Source organism: Barnesiella intestinihominis YIT 11860, assembly GCF_000296465.1.
In the GTDB taxonomy this organism is placed as follows: Bacteria; Bacteroidota; Bacteroidia; order Bacteroidales; family Barnesiellaceae; genus Barnesiella; species Barnesiella intestinihominis.
In genome coordinates this window covers 1007190-1029398 of sequence record NZ_JH815203.1, presented here as the reverse complement: position 1 = coordinate 1029398, position 22209 = coordinate 1007190, and the positions used below count along the sequence as shown (strand labels likewise).

The window sequence follows — 22209 nt, the reverse complement described above, 5'->3', positions numbered from 1 at the left end:
ATTATAATGAATTAAGTTATTGAATAACGATTTTGCATACATGGGTCCCTAGCTCATTTTGCACGTTCACGATGTATACACCCGGCTGTTGGTCGCCGATGTTTACGATTCCTGTTTCGTCGAGTAGTTGTTCCAGTATCAATGCCCCCACTCGGTCGTATATGCGTATCGACGAACCGGGAACGATGTTCTCCCCCTGTAAGAAGAGGGTATTGCCCGTTATTGGATTCGGGTAGACGACCATGTTTTTGTTACCGGCCACCGTCTCGTCTATTCCGCTTTCTATGCCGTTATAGACCAGAGAGAACTCCTTGATATGTATCTTATAGGCTTGTCCGCTAATCGTCCCGGTCGTGTTGATATAGAATTTGATATAATTCAGAGAGACGGGAAATCCTCCTCTGTTGTTTTTTCCGGTGATATCGGACAGAGGAATGCTGATGAGATAATCTTCATTGACTGTTATTCCTTCGTATTCGAGATACTGCTCTTTGTCGCCATTGGCTTTGCAGGCTATTTGTATTTTCGACACGGGTATCTCACTATTGATTAGCATGCGCAAGGTATCGGGAATACTGTAAAGGGTAATCGCTTTGTCCATTTCTACGTATGGGAGTCGTCCGGTTTTGTAAGTGAATCCCAATATGGCCTGATTGTTCCCCGAAGGAGTAACGGTGGCATCGGTGATGGAGCTGATGGATTTTGTAGTCCAGCCGGAAAAATCATCGGCCGGGATTTTGGGGGATTCCGGTATTTCGACGGTTACCTTCATGTTCCCGGAGAAGTTGCCTATGCTGCCGGTAATGTTCGTCGTTCCGTTTTTTATTCCGGTCAATATTCCGTTTTCAATTTTGCAGACAGTCGGGTCTTCGATACTCCAAGACAATGACGAAGGGTCGTATGTGAACGTGTTTTCGCCGATATGAGAAATGACTTCGAGAGAGTAGGGGTGAGCCTTGTCGGCTATGATTTCACTGTTCTTCATGACGATATCCGTTTCTTTTACAGTTACCTTTATTTTTCCTGTCGCTGTTCCCGAAGTGACGTGAAGGTAACCCGAAGTCGCATTCGGCGAGGCATAGAATTTTTTTCCGTCCGAAGAAATGGTTCCTAACGAGGCATCGCAACTTAATGTAAATTCTTGCACATCGGTATCGATCAATACGCCGTATGAGTTGTATCCCAGAATAGTCGGCTCGAAACAAGAGTAGGAAGGAACTTCCAAATTGTAATTATCGAAAGCAAGGCTGTTCAACGTGTTGTCTTCGGGAGCGTTGGTAAAGATCATGAATCCGTTCGATACCGGACGTTCCTTTCCGTCGGCCGGGTTGTTGACGAGATTACCTCTCAACATCATCTGAGCCGATCCTCCGGCATCCATGTTGGCCACGTTCCAAGCTCCCGCTTGTTTCAGTATGTAACACATCGTCGCCGTGTTTGTCCCTACCGAAGTGCTCGACTTGTAATCGATAACGATCAGATAGAGCGTCTTTCCGTCTTGCGACATGCCTATACCCGAGCGCGAATAGGTTTGCGAGTTATATGCTTCGTTTTCGTTTCGGGGAGTCAATTTCCCTTCCCTCATGACGAGAGCGTTACCGGTGAGCATTTGCTCAGCTATGGGAATCAGATTGTCGGTGCGGGTAGTAAGTTTTGTATTTATCTTTACTTTATCGCCGACATTCATTTGGTTTAGAAACTCTGCACCTGTTCCGTTTCCCGAAAGAGCATATTCACCCTCTTCGAGTTCGGTTCCGCCTTTGCTTTGCACGATACGGGTTACGACGCATTCCACGTCCTTGTTAAGCCCCCACGATGCTCCCTCGACGGGTTTGATGAGTACATCGGTTCCGTCGATGTCGCTGGTCGTTTGTCCGGTAAAGTGGTTGTAAAGTACAATTTCGTTTTCATTGCGGATACGGTTCACTTCGGCGATGGCGAAACTTTCGTTGGCGGCGTTTATGACTTTCGCCTCGAAATTCATGTCGTCGATCCACATTTTTTTTTCTTGGTCGAGAACGACGAATCCTATCTCCTGCAATTTCTCTATTTCGTCTCCTCGTCCGGCTCGGTTCCAGCCATTCGGTTCAGTGGCTATTTCTCCGTTCACTATACAACCGCTGTGCGGTTGTCCCAGTAGGCGGTCGTCCATATTTTGTCCTGAAACAATCCAGAAGTTACCGTTTATCGACCCGATGGATTGATGTTCGGGAGTGGACAATCGGGTATATGCCGAGGTCATGGCCTCGGTACTTCCGGCATGGTTTTTCCCGATGAAAGCATCCACATCGTTATACGGATTGTTCAGATCGATAGTCATGGTATAGACGTCCAGTGGATATTCGGGCATGTGCATACGCACATATTGAACGCCCGGCCCTACCGTACGGCATTCCAGCGTGTCTACCTGTTTCTCCACGCCTGCGATGTTTATGGTTGCTTCGGCACTTAATCCGCATAGGGCAGATAAGGCGAAAACGAATAGTTCCTTTTTCATGATTTTGTGGATAAGTGATTTATTTGATAATCAGTTTGGCGACATCGCTTTTACCGTCTTTGTTGATGTTCAGCAGATAATTGCCGGGTTGCAGGCTCGAAATGGGTATGGCTATGACTCCGCTTTCGCACTTGCCGTAATCTTTCGAAACGAGCAGTTTCCCGTTCAAGTCATACACTTGTACCGATATTTCGGCCGGTTCTTCGATTTGCAGATATACGTCTGTCTCACCGGCTTTAACCGGATTAGGAAAAACTCGTAACGCGGATGCCAATGCAATGTTTGGGACGCTCAAAGTGACTTTGTCGTATACCAAATCGAAATTTTTGATGCGAATCTTATATTTTTGTCCTGCGGTCTGTGAGGAGGCATCCAAGAAAAATTTAAGATATTGGAACTGTACGGGGTAATTGCCGAGGTCTTCTTTATCGTCCAAGAAGTCGTTCATGGCGACTTCATAGGTGAAGTCTTCGTTGGGGTTCACTGCGGGCCATTCCATGATTTGCGAGGTCGGCATAAGTCCGCCTTTCATCGACATGGTTATTTTGGAACATTTGGTGTCGCCTGTGTTGAGCGTTATTCTGAATGTATCGGGGATACTGTAAAAGCTGAAAGTTTTAGCCATTTGTATGTAAGGCTGTCTGCCGCTTTTGTATGTGTATTCGAGGTTTGTTTCTCCATTCGCATGGGGTGTCAGAGCCACGTCGGTTATCGCCGAGATACTTGTGAGTTCCCAGCCGGAGGTGAACTGGTCGGCCTGTTGAATATGAGTTTGCGGTATTTCTACTTTTACCTTCAAAGAGCCGGTAAAATCATCGAGCTTTCCGGTTACAGTCGTTACGCCGTTTTTCAGACCCGATAAAACGCCGTTCGATATACCGCATATTTCCGGGTCGGCGACCTCCCATTGAGGGGTCGACGGATTCAGTACGAATTCTTTGTCGTCGATTATAGCCGATATTTCGATGGGATACTCTTCGTATCCGTCCAAAATTACGGAGTCGAGACGCATGGCGAAATCGGTTTCTTGTATGGTTACATCTTTTGTCACCGATATGCCATTGTAGGTTGCCGTGATGGTTCCGTGTCCCGGATTACCGTAAGCTACGAATGCATTGCTCTCGTCTATGTAACCTATTTCGGGGGAACAGGAAAGCGTATAATCCTTGAAGTCGGGGTTCACGATCAATCCGTATTGGTTGTATGCCGTCACTTGGGGGATAAACCGACAGTAGGAGGGAAGTATATAGTGAATCGGCTCGAATTCCAATCGGGCGGTAACATCGTCGATCGGCGCTTTTGAAATGACCAGTACGCCGTTACCGACAGCTCGTTCCTTATTATCGGAAGGTCGATTGACTATTTGTTGGTTGATAACCATTGCCGAGGATCCTCCGCCGTCGAGATTGACAGCATCGTATGCGCCTATGGCAAGGAACAGATCGCCTAATACACTGAGGGTTGCCCCTGCCGAGTATCCTGCCCGACGGCCGTCTACTACCATAAGATAGACTTTGGTTTTATCCTGCGAAATACCCATACATGTTCTGGGGTGTTCTTCGTCCCATACGTCGGCCGGGACTCCGTTTTTCAATATGATGTGGTCGCTTCCGCCCATTTGTTCCTTGAAGTCGGTCAGCAAACCCGGAGCCGAGGCAAGATCTGTACCTAAAAAGACAGTCAGTTCGTCGCCGGCCGAGAGGCTTTTCAAAAAGGTTTCGGCTGTGCCTACTCCGTATAAGACCGCTCTTTGTTCGGGAATAGGCGATATGCCCGGATTGGCGAAAACCGAATCGACAACGCACACGATGTTTTTGTTCGCCCCGAAAAACAATTCGCCCTCTTTGGCATGCAGCATGACCTTCGTTCCGCCGGTGGTGGCGTGAGTTTCCGTACCGTAGGCGTTGGTGTATAGCAGCATGAAGTTGGGGGCGGTTTCTGTTTCCCATTCCAGACGTTGCATGTTTACGGCGTGTAACCGGTGGCTGTTATCGCCGGAACGTACGGTTCCGGCGAAGTTTACACGGTCGATGTAAGGAACCCGATCGGGAGTGAGGACGAATGAGGCGCGCCCTACCGGATTCGTCACGCATTCGCCCCGACGGTATTGCCCGCTGCGGGGGATTCCTATTTCGATGGGATCTTGGTATTGATAGAAGTCGCCGTTCGTCGCACCGAGGACTTCGTGCCCCGGACGGTTGTTGCGGGCCGACATACTCGACGGGGTCTCCGTTGCGACGGCTTTGTCTCCGCTAAGGCAAGTCTCGATGTCTACGTATGGATTGGTAAGGTCCACTTCCATGACATGGAATTTAAGCGGATAGGCGGGTATATCGTAAAAGGCATATTTCGTACCGGGACCTATATCGTGCGAGTGTACGATGGTATCTACCGCATAGGTTTTGCCTCCGATGGTTATTCCCGAAGCATAAATAAAGAGAGACAATACCCCGGAAAGAAGGAAGCTGAATATCTTTTTCATGACTTTTTTATATTGATTTTTTTACTTGACAATGATTTTCACGCTATCGGCGATGCCGTTACGATATATTTTCAGTAGGTAAGTTCCGTTCGCCAAATTACCTATCGGCAGGGTAATTTCTCCCGCCGGTGTTTGTCCCATTTCTACTCGGTTTAGAAGCTGCCCGCCGAGGTTGTACAATTCACAGTTTACATCGGCATTTTGGGGTAAAACGAAATGTATTTGAGATTCGCCTGCTTCGACAGGGTTGGGGTAAACCCGCAGCAAGGAAGCTATTTCGGGATTCGATACGTTTACCGTGATACCGTCATAAATGAGCGAAAATTCTTTGAGTGCGATAGCATATTGGTTCCCTGCCGTTTGAGACGAACCGAGGATAAATAATTTCAGACTTTGGAATTTCACGGGATATAACGACATGTCGCGGTAGTTTTCGAAATATCCGTTCATGGGAATCGAGATAACATGGTCGGTATTTTGGGGTATATTTTCGAATTCGGTCAATGTGGAAGTACTCGATGCATTGTTTTTCATCGACAGTGCTATTTTACTCACTTGGGTCGCTCCGGTGTTGAGCGTGATTCGCATGGAGTCGGGGAGACTGTACAGGTAAATGTCTTTGGCGATTTGCAGATAGGGAGCGCGGCCTGAACTGAATGTATATCGCAATTCTGTTCCCTGTGCTGTCGGTACGATCGATATGTCTTTCAATGCTGAGTTGGTGATGTCCCATGACGAGGCATCCGAGAAATCGTCTATCGCTCTGTTGCGCCTGTCGGGAATTTGTACGGTTACCGATAGCGTGTCGGTAAAGTCGTCTTGACGGCAATATATATCGGTCTTACCGTTCGCGATGCCCTTTAAAAGTCCCTCGGTGACGGCGCATATCGTCGGGTCTTGAACGGTCCATGAAAATACATCGGGAGAAATGAGCATACTCTCTCCGTTAACGATGGCTGTTACTTCGATGGGATATTCATAAAGCCCGTCGTTGATGACCGAATCGAGTCGAAGCGTAAGACCTTGCGGCTCGTTGATGACTATATCGATGGAGGTTTCTATGCCATTGTAAGTCGCATATAGTTTTCCTTTGCCGTCACCCGAAGCTACGAATGTGTCGGTTCCTTTTATATATCCCAGAGACTCGTCGCAACGCAATGTAACGCCTTGTAAATCGGTATCTATCAGATACCCGTATTGGTTGTATCCCATGAAATGGGGTGTGAATATGCCGTTTTTGGGGAGAGAGTAGTAGGCCGAAGTGCATAAGATTTCGGCCACGGTATTGTCGTCCGGGGCATTCGATACCACGAAGATACCGTTGCTGACAGCGCGTTCGTGTCCGTCGCTGGGGCTGTTCACCTGTCCGTATTTTTCGATATACATACCGCTCGATCCGCCACCGTCGAGATTCATGGCATTGGCGGCTCCGGCGAATTTCATCATGTCGGCCATTTGTTTGGTCGTAGCGCCATCGGAATATCCGCCTTGACGTCCGTCGACTACCAGCATGTACACTTTGCTACGGTCTGCCGAGTAACCGATTGCCGTTCTCGGGTGGAGCTCTGCCCAATCGGTTTCGAGAACTTCTCCGTTTTCCAATATTTTACGGTCCCCGCCTACCATGCAATTAATGTCGGGATAACTGCCGTCTTCGAGTTGGAGCATTATTTTTATTTCCAGTTCGTCGCCGGGTTGCAAGGTTTGCAAAAAGTCGGCAGACGTTCCATGCCCCGATAATACGGCTCCGTTTTCGGCGATAGCCATGTTTCCGGCAGCCGATCCTGTACCTGCCACTTTCAGTTTCACGGTCTTGTTCAGACCCCATTTTTCTCCGTCGGCGAGACTTACCGGTATTTCATATCCGTAAGCATTGGTATGAGTATAATTCCCGACATAACGGTTGTAGAGTACTAATTGATCGGTGCTTCGGCTTCCGTTTACGTTGTGTATGGTATATGTGGTTTGGTTATGGGTGAGTTCTCCGGCATAAGTGACGAACGAGATGAAGCATTCGTCGTTTGTCGTGAAAGATGTTTGAGGGCCCGAAGATACGGGAACTTTCGCCAATTGGCCTTCTACCGCACATCCGTGTACCGGAGTTCCGATAGCTCCCGAAGTGGCGAAAAAGTCGGCATTCGTACCGGCGAAATAACGGCTGCCTTCTTTGCTTTTTCGGGCGGCCATGTTGGTAATGCCTTCGCACGTAACCAACGAATCCCGACCCAAGACCGATTGGAAAGAGAGATAAGGATTGGTAGCGTCGATTTCCAAATAAAAGGCTCTCATGTCTTTGGGACCATAGAAATGAATGGCGGTGTAATAAGTTCCGGGGCCTACTTTGTAATGAGAGAGGGTATCGGCCGTGTAGGTGCTGCCACCGATGACTGCCGGGCCTTTGGCACTGAGCAGTATGGGTAAACAAGCAAAAATTGCGAGAAGTGTAAAAATCTTTTTCATAGGGGCAACCGTTTAATACAAAAGGATTGGTTTAGAAATGTTTTAATCGATACGGATAGAATGAATTTCAGCTTCTTTTTCAAATCTTATTCTCGAATCTCCCGTTTGTCGGAGTCTCATTTACTTTTGAGATACGATAGGCAGATTGAATATTTTTTGAACTTTTATATAGGGAAGGGTAAAGGGAAGGGCGATATATATATAACTTACATATACCGCCCTTCTTCTAAAAAATAGATTTTAAATGTCGCTCAGCGCGAAGGGCTTATTTCACAACGACTTTTTGAACTTTTTCAACACCGTCGATAATCGCTTTTACAATGTAAATGCCTTTGGCGGCAGGAGCGGCCATAGATTGTACACCGGCAGCTTCCATTACTTTTTGTCCGGCGAAGTTGTAAACGACAGCGTTTGCCATGCCAGAGAAATAAATGGCATCGCCGCTTACGAATATCTTCACGTTGTCGGCAGCTACGTTAGCGATACCCGATTCAGAGTCATTGTCATATCCGTCGGGAGTCATTTTGTAAACGGCAGCTCCGCTACCCGATGCGTAGACAGCGATATAAGCAGCTTCTTTACCGTTTTTGTCGGTTACTTTGGCGATACGGGGCAATGCGGTACGAACAGGGTTCGAAATATCGCCCATACCACCTTGCGGGAATGTCCAGTAATAAGTTGCACCGGCAAATGTAGGACCTTCGCCCATTTCGATAATATTCCATGCTTGGGCAGGAGTCGTGGCCGTATTGGAAATTACGTATGCGCAGAAAGGTTTGTCGTTCAATGTAAATTCAGAGATACCGTTGTTTCCTACGTTTTTGATAGCGCATTCTTCGGGGGCATCACCTACGCTTTCGATCAAAGAACCGCTCATGTCGTAGAGAGATGCTGCACTATTGAAGCCGTCCAAATAGAAGTAGTCGTTATCGATGATTGAAACACGAGGTCCGGTTCCGTTATCGACAGCTTCTGCGGGATAATAGGATTTGATTTCGATAACTTTGAAATTATAACCTTCATAGTCACCTGTTTGTCCGGCTAATTGTCCGTCTTTAATATCGCAACGAATCACATATTTCCCGCTGCTGACCGGGAACATGAGGATAGCATCTTTCGTAACATCGCCTTTCACGGCAAAATAGTCGACACGATAGCCGTCGAGCAGACCATCTTTGTTGGCCAATTCCATTACTTTGGTGGGCTCTCCGCTCGCCATGTCGATTTTCCAAACGCCGATAGCTTCGCCGTTCAATGCAGTGGACATGTTGAATACAACTACGTTTCCGGCATCATCTACCTGAATATCGTTGCAAAGGAATCCGGGCGTTTTTTGTTCTTCCATTGGTGTCTGTTGGAATGTCGTGTCGCCGGGAGCGTTTACGATAGTATCGATTTTGGTATAAGTGTAGGTGATTTTAAACTTTTCTGCGTCGAATTGAACATCACGTTTCTTATCTCCGGTTTTCAAATCATAGATTTTGATACCCGTAAAAGCAGCTCTGTACGCAAACAACATTTCGTCTCCTTTAACTGTCATACCACGGGAGTCGTTAGCTCCACCTAACTGATCGGCTACTCCCATATTATTCCCGGTAGTGGCAGCTTTCATCCACAAGTTTTCCAATGTGTATTCACCTGCTTTTTCATACGTCGCCGGATCTTGAGCGACCATCGATGTTGCCATACATGCAGCAACCATCCCAAGTAATAATCTTTTCATGATAAAAATAAATTAAATGAATAAATAAATGAAAAATTATATTGCATAATTCAATATATCAGATTGTTAGTGAATCAATTTCAATATCTCTCTTTTTCCGTCGATGTGGACGATGACCGCATAGACTCCACGTACAAGCCCGCTCAATTCGATACGGTCTCCTGCTGCCGGATTTTCCATATCGGCGAAACGCCCGATAATTTGCCCGGATAAGTTAGCTACATCGACCGTTATGTGACGTGCGTCGTTTCCTACGACGAGAGCGGGATTCTCACCCTGTATGACATAACATTTACCCCTCTTTTCGAGAGTTTCCATACCCGATGAATTTTTGAAAGTGAAGGATATTGTATCGCAATATTCCGTTTCGCCTCCTACATATTCCGAGCGGGCCCGCAGATACCATGTACCGTCGGTCAAGTTGTCGAATTCCGTTTCGTAAGTGAATGCGTTTACGGTCTGTCTTTTTACGTTTCGTATCGGGGTAAACTGGTCGTTGGTGTGTAATTCGATACGGAAGGTGCTGGCGAACGGTTCTTCTGCCCAGCGTACTTGTAAGGACGTGGCTTCGACCGTCGCTCCCTGCGTGGGATATAGAATGACCGGTATGGACGGCTCTTTCGATTCTGTCGTGAAATTCGTCGTTTTACTGATACTTTCTGTCGAGCCTGCGTATGCGGTTACGCGTGCGTAATATTTCGTATTTCCCACCAATACGCCTTCGGGGAGGGTAATGGAGTGTTCGCTATATCGTTGGTCGAGAACTTTACCCATAGAGCGGAAGTCGTCGTATTTGTTTATTTCGAGTCGGTATTCCGTAGCGTTTGGATATTCGGTCCAAGTGATAGAAGGCGTGACAGACACTTCGGTAGCTCCTTTGGTCGGAGATTCTATTTCGAACGGACCGGACTGGAATGCATATACGGAAGAGATGCCGTCCGAACAGTTGGCTTTTCGTGTACGAATCCGCCAGTAATAAGTCCCTTTTTCCAAGTCGGGCAGATAGCTCGAAGGGAAAGAAGTACCGGTAGTTTCCCGCGAGAGTATGAGGTCGGTGAATAAATCGTCGCGGGCAATGTCTATATAATAGGACGCATCGGCGACACTGCTCCACGTGAATTCGTAGTTGCCTATGGCCGTTCCGTTGTTTACCGGAGTATTTAATGTCACGGCTTCGTTTGTACCTGCCGTGGCTCCCATGAACAAGGGTGCATACTCGTTTCCGTAACGGTCGACGATGGAAACCGCGTATGTATACCCCGTGCGATAAACTGTCGGTATGGAATAGTCGGTGCTGTATGAGAGCCCCAACAGATAGCGGGCATCCCGGCAAGCGGTCGTTTGTGCCGCATTTTCCGGTACGGCATATACGGCGTATCGCATACCCTCTGCTCCCGTCCATGATAATTGACCGTTAGTGAAAGCAATATTCGATACTAATCCGGGATCGGAGGTCGCTTTCCAGCTGATGGCCGGTATCAGAGCCGGGTATTTATAGACGTCCGACCGCAACAAGGAGAGCATTCCCGAAGTATGGGTTACCTTGCGCATGTTGTAGAATACGCTTCCCGGGGCTCCCGTTTTGTCATATGTGCGGTTTACTTTAATTTGATTGACCAGTTCGGAGCCTTTGAACGAAGCGGTTGCGCCATCGACTATGTATTCGTTTTCTTCGGCTGTTTTCCGTTCGATGGGAGAGAGCGCTTTGGAAGAAACTTTTTCTCCGTTTAAATCGAACGATAGCGTACCGGTTGTCGTTTTTCCGTATTTTGATGGCATTTTGGCCGAGCTCAAATCGGATGCCGAATGGCTCGAATAAAAATGACAACCGAATTGCCTTACGATTTGGCTCCACCATTCGGCGATAAGCGTGTAATCGCTGCTCGATCCTATCGTCCAATAGATTTGCGGCGATATGTAATCGATAGAGTGTTCTTGTATCCATGCCATAGGATCGCAGAAGATATCGTCGTACGCCCAATCGGAACCTACCGGGGTAGGAGTAACGCCGTATCGCTCGGCTATCGTGGCATCGGTGCACCATACACCGGCGGGAGAGATACCGAATCGCACATAAGGTTTTTCCGATTGAATCATTCGGTAAACCTGAGCGATCAGTTTATTTACATTCTGACGCCGCCAGTCAGCCCGAGAGAGGTTGTCGGGATTGGATTGCTGGTATAATTCGTCGTCCATGTCGTCGGTCGTCCCCGACATGTAGAAATAGTCGTCGAAGACAACACCGTCGATGTCGTAGTTTTGTACGACTTCTTGAATAATGGCGGTGATATGGTCTCTCACTTCCGGCATTGCCGGATTCAAGATAGAACCGTCCGAATAGTCTAAGAGCCATTCCGGGTGAGATTCCCGATAATTTTGAGGCGTTCCGTCCCATTGGTGCAGTACGCTCTCATACCGGTAGGGGTTGAACCATGCGTGAATTTCGATACCCCGTTTGTGAGCCTCTTCGACAGCAAACAGCAAGGGGTCGTACCCCGGGTCCATGCCTCGTGTCGCTACGAGGTCGCTCGACCACGGTTCGTAAGAGGATTTATACATTGCATCGCAACGGCCGCGCACTTGGAAATAAACGGTATTGGCATTGGCTGCTTTTACCGAGTCGAGCAACATGATTAACTCGTCTTTTTGTTCTTGGATTTCTTGCGCATTTCCGGTGTTCGAGATAACGGTAGTTTTCGGCCACGTCAATCTCCATACGGTCGATAACCAGAACGCTCTGACCTCTTTTTTAGGAGTTTGAGCGACTGTCGGGATAGCTAACCAAAAGGTAAACAGTACGATTGCTATTTTTGCGATGTATTTCATATCTAATTAGTTAAGATATTTTTTCCCGCCGGTCGGTTAGACCGGCGGAAAATTATCAGGCTTTTGTTTTTAGAATAGGTTCGATAACTCGTTGTTCAGTGCTATACCGTAGACATTGACCCCCGATACGATAGTTTCCAGCTTTTTCGTCGTGGGATTCCAGCGTTTTACTCCCGATGTCTCCGAGCTGCCTTCTTCGGCACGGAGTCCGAAGTAAACCGAACCGTCGGAGCTGTCGAGTACCATTTGACAGACATCGACATATTCTCCTACGCTTCCTTCGCTGTCCGATTTGAAGCTCGCTACGAGATATTTGCTCTCGGCTTTCGTGTTGGTCTTTGTCGCGTCGTTGGCCGTAATATCTGTTAAAGGAACGGCATAGAGGCCTTTGTCTCGAATGACGGCATATAAAATTTGATTGGTGGCATCTATCACGAACGATTTCACGAATTCATCGGGGAAAATCGTAGCATAGGGAGGGTTGGTTCCTCGACTGATGTCCACAGGGCTGATATCGCTTTCTGCGAAACGGAAGATACCGCCTCCGCCGTATGTTTTGCCCCAATACCACAACCCGTCCACTTTGGCGAAGCAAGCATTCATTGCACCGTATTGCCACGGGTTACCGTAGTATTCGAGCCGATTGTTCTGAACGAAATAATCGTATTTGGCATCGCTGGTGCTGAGTGCCAAGTTACGTTCGTTGACACCGATGCGTCGGATACCTGTATTCCGGTCGGCGAAATAGATTTGTTCGTTGTCTATCCAACCGTAGAAAGGATCGTTGAAGGCGGCGTTACCGATGTTGGAGAGCACGGTTTCCATACTGCTCCCGTCTTTGGCTACCGCTGTGATTTTGCCGTCGCCCCGGGTTCCATCTTCATCGTTGACATACGAGAATTGAGTACCGCAGTCGAGCACGAATAGAACTTCATTATGGAACAGCATATTCAGAGGGTGAGCTCCCGCTTTTACGCCTAAGTCGAAGGGAGAGTTATTACTTCCCTCAGGGACATTATAATCCAGTTTGTAGGCCATTACGTTTCCACTTTTTACCGCATAGTAGAGCGTTTTCGATGTATTGGGCGTACCTACTTGCACATTGGCTTTTACATCTTGGAGCGCACGTCCGCCGAGAGTGGTTTTCAACGTGATGGTTTGCGAACCTATGTTTTTGAAGACTAATCGGCCCGGATTTTCGCCGGTATAGGTATTACCTGTTATTTCCGGGTGATCGAGCAAGGTCGTTCCTTCGGGCAATACCCATGTATATTCCGGTTCTTCCGATGCGGCCGGATTTCGTAAAGTCACTTCCAAAGTCACTTCGACATCGTTGATGACACATATTTTATCATCTTCCGTTTTGGCGACGATCGTAGGTTTAATGTCGTTGATGAGCAAGGGACGAGTCGTATAGTCGTCGCCTACGGTCAATTTTACCTCGTACTGTCCGGGTAAACTGTATGTATGGGTAGGATTAACGTCGGTCGAAGTTTCCCCGTCGCCGAAGTCCCAAGTACATGTACCCGAGATGGCCGATGTATTGGTAAACTGTATGGTGGAACCTACCAGATAGTCGAGTTCGTATCCTTCGTTCGTGATGTGGTAGGTAAACGCTACATCGTCACTGGGATATACATTGTAAGTGGGATCGTTTTCCACACAAGCAGATAACGAAGCCAACAAGACAACCGTCAAACTTATATTTCTTAATGCTTTCATTGTTCTTTCCGTTTCTATTAGTTGACAGTAATATTTTTAATATCGGTATTGCTTATCACACCGTTGGAGTCGCTTACTTGGAATTTTGCGCTCAACGTATAGGTGCAATTGTAGTTTACTCCGTATTCTTTGCCGTCGAAGATGAGTTCGGGCGTGGTTAGAGCTGCAACGATGCCATCGAGCCGGGCTTTATTCTCGTCGGTGATTTCATATACTTCTTCGTTGGCTTCGTTGGTCGTTTTCGTGAAGAGAGCCTCATATTCCTCTTCGGTCATTTTCATGAATCCATCGACAACGATTTTTTTCATGTTTCCGTGGTAATCGGTCTCTATTTGAGTGGTTAGAGCCTCCCGGAAGTTGGTCTCGTAGTCGCCGGGATAATAGGTCTTGAATAAAGTTTCGGTAAAATCGGAACTTCCTACACTGGCCCATGTCACGCTAGCCCATGAAGAGGAGACCGGGAAAGTGGCGTCGAGAATGTAGGACGACTTGGCATCGTCCCACGACACGGTTTGAGGATCGAACTCTTTCACCAAATGCGAGGCGACTACTTCGTCGGTCTCGCTTTCGGTATAAGTGTAACTGATGTATGGGCATGTAACGGCACGATTGATCGTACTGCTCACTCCATACCAAACTTGGGCTTTCTCTATCGTACTGCCGTCGGCATAATAGTAAACTCTGAAATCGAGGTCGCTACCGGCGTTCACGGCATCTTTCAGCTCCCAATAAACGTATGCGGTTTGTTGTCCCAAGTCTGCCCAATCGTTTACAGGGTCGTTGATTTCGCAACCCGATAATCCGGCGATTGCCAGCAGAAGAGACGCTATTTTTACTTTGTTTTTCATATCGAGTGTTATTATTTGTTGTAATACTTCGATTCTTTTCTATTTATTGCCAGATCATAGGTTTGCGCAACCATTGATAGTTTTTGTATGCGCCCAGTCTTTCCAATTCGGCTTTGTTGTATTTTTCTTCTGTTTCGGGGTCGTAGTTGATACGGTTGATCCATGCTTTGGGATCGTCTCCCCAATGAGCTTCATAAATATTATTGGGCCGTTTTAATCCGGGGTATACATAGGTATTGTCATATTGTATTCCGTTCTCCTCGCAACTGTAATTGTAGCGACGCATATCGGTCCATTGTTCGGGTTGCAGATAGAGGCAAACATATTTCTGACGCATGATGTGCCCGATGTTGAATCCGTCGGCAGGGAAGTAGGTAGTTACGTAGTTTCCTGTTCCGGTTTCATTTCCCAAATAGTTATTGCGATAGCGGGTATAACTGCTTCCATAAATCGAGGAAAGATTGAATCGGTCGAAATTAATTTCGGCAGCTTGCATGGTCAATGAACGGGCCGTCGGCTTGTCGCCGCTCCAATAAGTAGCTTCGGCTTTGATAAGCAGGAGTTCTTCTTCGAGGAAGAGGGGAACATAACCTGTGTTTTGCGTATAGACCGAAACTTTCTTGCCGTCGACTTCGGGGAACAAGGTGGGGTAGTTATCCACTTTGTAGGAAACGTCCATACCGATATTGGTATCGAGATAACGCATTTCAGTACCGGAATCGCTTGTTCCCGATGGACCCGGCCGTGCACTCATGAAAGCGAGGATACGAGGATCTTCCGCCCAGCCTCTCAGGTTGTTATGCGATTCGAATACGCCCAATATATTTTCCATGAAATATTTGGTAGGAACAGCCGAATTCAACATGTTGCCACGTCCTTCCCAGCCGAGACCTCCTTGTTCGGTCGATCCGAAGGCTTCGCCCCACGGAGAATTTTGGGCTCCGTTACCGCCGTCGAAACGATAAAGTACATCTTCCCAACCTTCGAGTGCCCGGTTGACAGCTGTAATGATGGCTTGGCATGTCGCCGCATTGTTTTCCCAATTCGGCAATTTGCGAAGCAATAACCGGGCTTTTAAGGCGTAGGTATAGTGTTTCCATTTATTTAGATCTCCGGCGAAGACACGGTCGATCGATTGATCGATAGGTATATTGGTCGCGGCTTCGGTATAAGTGGGATCTTCATACATGCCTATCAGCTCTTCTATTTCTTGATTCATCCACTCGTAGATGCTTTCTTGCGTATCGTAGTGCGGACTGTTCGATTCATAGGCTTCCGAACGAGGCATGTCTCCGAACAGGTCGGTTGTCATTTGGGTGGACATTAACCGAAGGGTACGGCCGATGAGTTCCAGATTCCACGCTTGTGCTTCGTGAGCCTCGTCGATGATTTCTTTGGCATTGACACCGATATCGTAGAAGTGGCGACGCCATTGCGGGTGACGGTTCATCGTCAGGAAATCGCCCCAGCCGGATTTGTATGCGAAACTCGACGTTTGGTTACGTCCGCCGGTAGTCAATGTTTGGGTCAGATAAGCGCCGTATTCGGCATGGTCGAATTGAAGTTGAGCCGAGTAGAACAGCACGACAGGCAATACCTGTTGGGGCAGAACTTCATGAGCGGCATCTTCGTTGACGTTGTCGTACAACCAGTCTTCGCAACTTGCGCCCATGAAACTGATTAACAACGATAATATGATAACTTTATATTTATTCATGGTTCCTTGATGTTAGAATGTTGCGTTTATAGTGAAATTGAAACTGCGGGTGGCCGGGATAGACATATTGTCGATACCCATCGTTCCTGTACCGTAGGCTGCCGAAGTTGAAATTTGCGGATCAGAACCCGAATATTTGGTCAACAGGAAGAGATTGCGGCCTGTAATGGAAGCTCTCAATCCTTTAATGTAGGGATTCCCTTTTTTCAAGAACCGTGTGAAATCATATCCTACGGTGACGTAACTCAATCGGAGATAAGAACCGTCTTCGATAAAATTGGAGCTTACGCCATAGAAATAGGTATTCAGGTTGGTCTGATTCAAAATGATAGGCTTGTTGTTTTGTACATAAGTTCCGTCGGGTTGTGCGACTACACCTTTTACGACTACTTCGCGGTTACGGTAGTTCTCCAACGATTTGTGCATACCGTTGGTAAAGAGAGAGCGTGCGGTTCCGTTATATACGTCTCCTCCTACACGTCCGTCCAGCAAGAACGATACAGTCAAGTCTTTCCATCGGAACGTACTGCTCAATCCCATCAGGAAGTCGGGCTCGCGGTTACCGATATATACGCTCTTGGCCGGGTTGATAATGGGATATCCGTCCTCGTCGATAAGTATTTGTCCGTCGGGAGCACGCATATAGTCCTTGCCTGAAATACCCGTCGTCGAACCGTTTAGATAGGCGGTAGTATAGATATCGCTGAACTGAGTTCCTTGAATTTCGCTCACGTCTTCGGGTAACGATTTTACGACACCCCGATTCAACCCGAAGTTGAGGTTGGCGGTCCATTCGAAATCTTTACTGCGAAGAATGTCTTGGCTTAACGTAGCTTCCACACCGTGATTCTCGATACTACCTTCGTTGCGGACTTGTAGAATAGTTCCCGATGAAGGCGAAACTCTCACGGTTACGATTTGGTTGTTTACCGTAGTCGAGTAGTAGGCTACATCTAAACGGGTGCGGCTGTCGAAGAATCTTAAATCGGCTCCGATTTCCCACGACTTTGTCATTTCGGGTTCCAGCGTAATCGCGTAAGAAGCTGTGGGGTCGACACTATATCCTCCGTCGGGGAATGTAGAGGCTTCCCGATAGGCTTTGGTAAATTTGTTGGGAGTAGCATCTTTCCCGACTTGTGCCCAGTTTCCGCGTATTTTACCATAGCTGAACCAATCGTTACTGATGTGGAACAATTCGCTGAAAATTAAACCTGCCGTTACCGAAGGATAGAAGTAGGAAGATTTTTCGGCTTGTTTCAAGGTAGAGGAACCGTCGTAGCGGGCTGTTCCGCTTAATTGGGCGATTCCTTTATAGTCGAATCGTAATTCTCCGAAATACCCGTATTTGTTTTTCTTGGAGCGGAAGTAGGAAATGGGATAGTCGCCCGTTTTCAGCCAGTTTTCGGTATTCGTATTGTTGAAACTGTAATAGTCTCCTTCCAATACGAACTCCTGTCCCGCCATAGTGGCTTCATAGCTTTTGTTGATCATGATTTCGGCTCCGGCCAACAGATTCATGCTGAAATCTTTGAACAAATCTACTTTGTATGTGGCCAATCCCTGTATCGTGAGCAATTCGCTACGGCTGGGTTCGAATTTATAAGAACCGAATTTGTAGAGATATTTGGAAATAACGCTCTCGTCCAGTTCGTCTTTATCGAAACGAGGTTTGGCGTAGGCGTCGGAAGTTGTATATCCTTTGTCGTATGCGATTTTACCGGTGAAGGTCAAATCCTTTATGGGAGTCCATTCGATCGATCCGTTTAAGATAGTACGTGAAGATTGTGTCTCCCCTCCGTCTTCGTAACGTCCCCAATAAGGGCTTACTCCGGCTGCAATTTTATCGGCGTCTGTAAGGGCATTCCAATTGTCGTAACGACCACCGTCTTCTATGCTGTAAACGGGTTTTCCCAATGGCGTTTTGTACACTCGCATATCGTTGTTGATAGGCCAAGTGTAGATAGAACTCATGCTATTGCCGAATGAACGGGATTTCGTATCGATATAATTTAATGATGCATTGATTTTTACCCATTTCGAAGGGGTGAAAGTTGCTTTTAACAAAGCACCCATGCGATTCTTGTAATCTTCGGGGACAACACCGTCGGTAGAAGTGTAGTTGAACGATGCATAAGCTGTGAATTTGTCTGTTCCTCCCGAAGCGTTCACATCGTATTTTTGATACAATCCCGTTCCCAAGAAGTTTCCGACGTTATCGTAGGTTCTTTCCCCTTCTTTCAAAAGAGGACCCCAACCTCCGCTTACGGAATTTTCTTTATAGAAACCGAGATTTCCCGGAGCATATTTCTGTTGAATTTTAGGGATTCTTACGCTGTTGTCGATTTGTACGCTGGCACTACCGTTCACGACGATCTGTCCGGTTTTACCGCTTTTCGTGGTGATTAGGATTACACCGTTGGCTGCTTCCGAGCCGTACAATGCCGATGCAGCAGCACCTTTCAATACGGTCATGTTTTCGATGTCGTTCGGGTTGATGTCACCGGCCGACGAACCGCCTCCACGCATGGGCATCCCATCGATAATAAACAGGGGTTCGTTATTTTGTCCTGAGTTGATGGACGAAATCGCACGAATGATGATTTGGGAACTGGAATTGGGTGAACCTCCGCTCCCTGATACTTGTACACCGGCAATTTTCCCTTGTAGAGAATTTACGAAGTTTGCCGATTGTCCGGCAGTAACCTCGTCGGCATTTAGACTTTGGACGGCGAAGTTCAGTTTTTTCTTTTCTTCCCGAATACCCATCGCTGTTACGACAACCTCGTCTAATTGTGTCGATGACGAGGTTAAAGTTACATTGATGACAGATTGGTTTCCAACTTGCACCGTTTTCGGTTGCATACCCACGTAACTGAATGTTAGGCTTGCGTTTTCATTGACTTTAATAGAATATTTTCCATCTAAGTCGGTTGTCGCTCCTTGTGAGGATCCTTTGACATGGATCGATGCCCCGATAACGGGCAGTCCGTCTTCGGCAGATACAACGGTCCCCGTTACGGTGCGTTGTTGAGCGAAACCTACTATAGCAAATAAGGAAAATAACAGAAGTAGCACCTGTCTTCTCATAATACTGCTTGTTTGTTAATAATCAAGGTTAGTAAATACTCGTTTATAATTTATTTGAATTAATCATGGTTGATTCTTGTTTTTCGTGGTTTAAATCAACGTTTAAAACTGCTGTTAAAAGTTTGTGTTATATTTTATTATTTTAAGTGTTTATGTTTTATTTTTCATCTTTTACTTGTACAAATATAGCGTTCTATTTTTAAATCGAAAACTAATTCTTCCACTTTTTTTCGCTTTTGACTTATTTTTTAGAATTAGAGTCATATTTTCACAATTATAAACCATCTCGATAGAAATTAGATTTTAGGGGGCGGGCTTTCTAAAAATATATTCTCGATACATAATATCCTCCGTCCAAAAATCGAAAAACCGAAAAGAAATCACATTTTTTCTATATAAATACGGTACAAAAAAATAAGTCATGCGGGAATTTCATATTCTTGGATAATGAGCCATAACCTCCTATTTCCTTTTCGAAAGAATCCTTAATAAAACTTTATTAGGCGATACTATCACCGAAACGATTAAAAGTCGAATAAAATGTTGGTTTTTTCGGGGGGACTTTTTAAGTTTGATAAAGATTTAAAACCTTATAGATATCTAAGAGATTTTTCTCTTTCGAAGCCTTTCGATAGATAAAAAATGTTGTCGTTTTTCATAATGAGTTTTTCTTTATGTATCTTTGACTCTATCGAATATGAGATATGGCTTAGCGAAAAAATGAGCAAGTTCTTTTTTTGAGTGGTTGCCTTTCCTTATATTTGTAGAAAAGAATATAGGATGCGGTTCGGCATAGTCAAATCGGAAATTAGATTTCTTGATTGCCTTTGCGCTCACCTTTCCCTATATTTGCGTAAAATGCAGAGATAGAATGCTTTTGGATAGGAACAGATTCGTTTGCTTGTGTTCTCTTGCGCTATCTTTGATTTGGCCTCTAAACAAGGCGGAAAAGACCTTTTTGACACCATAGGGCTGGGTATAAATCTTTTTATTTTCGGCCTGTTGGGAGTTTGAGGTGAGATGGAAATTTATTATTTATGCTGAAAAATATAACCATGAAGAAGAAAATGTTTTATGCGCTGTCTGCGCTTTTGTTGTGTAGTGCTTGTACTACGACACCACGTAATCCGTTTGAAGAACCTGCGAGGCCTGCCGGACAGGAAAGTGTTTTGAAGTTGGCTTGCGAACCTTTGGATACGGTGAGAGTCGGTTTTATTGGATTAGGAGCGAGGGGTAGAGGAGCTATTGAACGGTATGTCTATCTGCCCGATGCCAAAGTTGTCGCTTTATGCGATTTGGATTCGGTGAATGTAAACAAAGCGAATGAAATACTTACTTCGCACAAACTTCCTGCCGCCGATATTTATGTGGGTGAGGACGTTTGGAAAGAGATGTGCGGAAGGGACGACATAGATTTGGTCTACATTTGCACCGATTGGCACTCTCATGCTCCGATGGCTGTCTATGCCATGAAACAGGGAAAACATGTCGCCGTGGAAGTACCGGCGGCAATGACCGTAGCCGAGTGCTGGGATTTGGTAAATACGGCCGAACAGACTCGCCGCCATTGCATGATGTTGGAAAATTGTTGTTACGATTTCTTCGAAATGGCAACGCTCAATATGGCACAACAAGGCTTGTTCGGAGATGTGATGCATGCCGAGGGGGCTTATATCCACGACTTGCGTTCTTATAATTACGACACTACGGCGACCGGTTATAAAAACATGTGGCGGTTAAAAGCCCAGAAAGAGGAGGCCGGTAATCCTTATCCTACTCATGGATTAGGTCCTGTCGCCCAGATATTGAACATTCACCGGGGCGACCGCATGGCTACGTTGGTTTCCATGTCTAATGCGCAAAAGGGTATGCATCTTTATGCAGCCGAACATGGTATTACCGGCGAGGATACGGCACGTATCGATATGGGTGATATGAACACGACTCTTATTCGTACCGCCAAAGGGAAAACCATCATGATACAACACGACGTTACCAGTCCTCGTCCCTATAACCGCATTCACATGGTAAGCGGTACGAAAGGTTTCGCTCAGAAATATCCGCTTACGGGGATCGCTTTGGAACCCAATGCGCATGAGTTTGTCAGCCAGCAAACTCTCGACTCTCTGCTGAAAGTGTATGAACACCCCTTCTGCAAAGAGATCGGCGAGAAAGCTCGCAAAGTGGGCGGACACGGAGGTATGGATTTCATTATGGATTATCGTCTGATTCATTGCTTGAAAAACGGTTTGCCTCTCGATATGGACGTTTACGACGCAGCCGAATGGTCGTGTCTGGTCGAGTTGACCGACTACTCCGTTCGCAACGGCTCCGTTCCTGTACAGATACCCGATTTTACCCGTGGAGAATGGGATAAATTGCAAGGCTTGACTTTTGCCGAATAGAAAGATAAAATATGGGAAAATGGCTGTTTCAAGAGGAAACAGCCATTTCTGTATGTGAATAGTAAGGATTATTTTTATATCGATTGCCACAATACCCTGCGATATTACGGGACACGGCTGGGGAGGAATGTGTGAGAATGCCCTGCAATGCCACAGGGTATGGGTGAGAGGGGGTTAAAGAAACATTCTCTTTTGTGATGTAAGGATAGATTTTACGCTTCTCCCCCTTGTGTCGCATAGCGATAGGGGGGGGAGCAGAAGAAACAATAGTTTTCGACGGAGAGGGGGTGAGAAAGATAGAATAGGAGTTTTTTGTAAGACCAACCCCTCCGGCCTGCGGCCACCTCCCCTGTATTTTGCTGTCGCAAAACACAGAGGAGGAGGGAGATGCCTTTTTTGCTTTATTTTTTTGCAGCAAGCTGGAACTATCTAACCTTCTCCC

At 46.5% G+C, this 22209-nt stretch carries 10 protein-coding genes; 1 reads left to right on the top strand and 9 read right to left on the bottom strand.

Annotation, left to right across the window (positions count from 1 at the left end; all coding sequences use genetic code 11):
• Window positions 1-16: 16 nt before the first annotated feature.
• The 9 genes from HMPREF9448_RS04155 to HMPREF9448_RS04115 all read right to left on the bottom strand — a co-directional run bounded on the left by HMPREF9448_RS04155 (window position 17) and on the right by HMPREF9448_RS04115 (window position 19362).
• Window positions 17-2497: a phosphodiester glycosidase family protein gene (locus HMPREF9448_RS04155; RefSeq protein WP_008861342.1), complete on the bottom strand. Its 2481-nt coding sequence runs from the start codon at window positions 2495-2497 to the stop codon at window positions 17-19.
• Between the two features lie 19 nt (window positions 2498-2516).
• Window positions 2517-4979, bottom strand: a complete 2463-nt coding sequence (locus HMPREF9448_RS04150) for a phosphodiester glycosidase family protein (protein WP_008861341.1) — start codon at window positions 4977-4979, stop codon at window positions 2517-2519.
• Window positions 4980-5000: 21 nt separating this feature from the next.
• Entirely contained in the window at window positions 5001-7439 is a 2439-nt protein-coding gene (locus tag HMPREF9448_RS04145) for a phosphodiester glycosidase family protein (protein WP_008861340.1), read from the bottom strand.
• Window positions 7440-7704: 265 nt separating this feature from the next.
• On the bottom strand, window positions 7705-9162 hold the full coding sequence (locus tag HMPREF9448_RS04140) for a hypothetical protein (RefSeq protein WP_008861338.1): 1458 nt from the start codon (window positions 9160-9162) through the stop codon (window positions 7705-7707).
• 66 nt (window positions 9163-9228) lie between these two features.
• Complete coding sequence (locus HMPREF9448_RS04135; RefSeq protein ID WP_008861337.1) at window positions 9229-11988, bottom strand: family 10 glycosylhydrolase; 2760 nt, start codon at window positions 11986-11988, stop codon at window positions 9229-9231.
• A 69-nt stretch (window positions 11989-12057) separates the two neighbouring features.
• Entirely contained in the window at window positions 12058-13710 is a 1653-nt protein-coding gene (locus HMPREF9448_RS14940; protein ID WP_008861336.1) for a PKD domain-containing protein, read from the bottom strand.
• Window positions 13711-13727: 17 nt separating this feature from the next.
• On the bottom strand, window positions 13728-14558 hold the full coding sequence (locus HMPREF9448_RS04125; RefSeq protein ID WP_008861335.1) for a hypothetical protein: 831 nt from the start codon (window positions 14556-14558) through the stop codon (window positions 13728-13730).
• 43 nt (window positions 14559-14601) lie between these two features.
• Entirely contained in the window at window positions 14602-16275 is a 1674-nt protein-coding gene (locus HMPREF9448_RS04120) for a SusD/RagB family nutrient-binding outer membrane lipoprotein (protein ID WP_008861334.1), read from the bottom strand.
• Window positions 16276-16287: 12 nt separating this feature from the next.
• A complete protein-coding gene (locus HMPREF9448_RS04115; protein WP_008861333.1) occupies window positions 16288-19362 on the bottom strand; it encodes a SusC/RagA family TonB-linked outer membrane protein in 3075 nt (1024 codons plus the stop codon).
• 1055 nt (window positions 19363-20417) lie between these two features.
• Between HMPREF9448_RS04115 and HMPREF9448_RS04110 the strand changes: the two genes are divergently transcribed.
• Window positions 20418-21767 (top strand): Gfo/Idh/MocA family protein, encoded by a 1350-nt coding sequence (locus HMPREF9448_RS04110; RefSeq protein ID WP_008861332.1) that lies wholly within the window; start codon window positions 20418-20420, stop codon window positions 21765-21767.
• The last annotated feature ends 442 nt before the right edge of the window (window positions 21768-22209 follow it).

Excerpts from the sequence above, each read along its gene's own strand:
- HMPREF9448_RS04140 (WP_008861338.1), bottom strand. The coding sequence starts at position 9,162 with ATGAAAAGATTATTACTTGGGATGGTTGCTGCATGTATGGCAACATCG.
- HMPREF9448_RS04135 (WP_008861337.1), bottom strand. The coding sequence starts at position 11,988 with ATGAAATACATCGCAAAAATAGCAATCGTACTGTTTACCTTTTGGTTA.
- HMPREF9448_RS04110 (WP_008861332.1), top strand. The coding sequence starts at position 20,418 with ATGAAGAAGAAAATGTTTTATGCGCTGTCTGCGCTTTTGTTGTGTAGT.
- HMPREF9448_RS14940 (WP_008861336.1), bottom strand. The coding sequence starts at position 13,710 with ATGAAAGCATTAAGAAATATAAGTTTGACGGTTGTCTTGTTGGCTTCG.
- HMPREF9448_RS04115 (WP_008861333.1), bottom strand. The coding sequence starts at position 19,362 with ATGAGAAGACAGGTGCTACTTCTGTTATTTTCCTTATTTGCTATAGTA.
- HMPREF9448_RS04150 (WP_008861341.1), bottom strand. The coding sequence starts at position 4,979 with ATGAAAAAGATATTCAGCTTCCTTCTTTCCGGGGTATTGTCTCTCTTT.
- HMPREF9448_RS04120 (WP_008861334.1), bottom strand. The coding sequence starts at position 16,275 with ATGAATAAATATAAAGTTATCATATTATCGTTGTTAATCAGTTTCATG.
- HMPREF9448_RS04145 (WP_008861340.1), bottom strand. The coding sequence starts at position 7,439 with ATGAAAAAGATTTTTACACTTCTCGCAATTTTTGCTTGTTTACCCATA.
- HMPREF9448_RS04155 (WP_008861342.1), bottom strand. The coding sequence starts at position 2,497 with ATGAAAAAGGAACTATTCGTTTTCGCCTTATCTGCCCTATGCGGATTA.
- HMPREF9448_RS04125 (WP_008861335.1), bottom strand. The coding sequence starts at position 14,558 with ATGAAAAACAAAGTAAAAATAGCGTCTCTTCTGCTGGCAATCGCCGGA.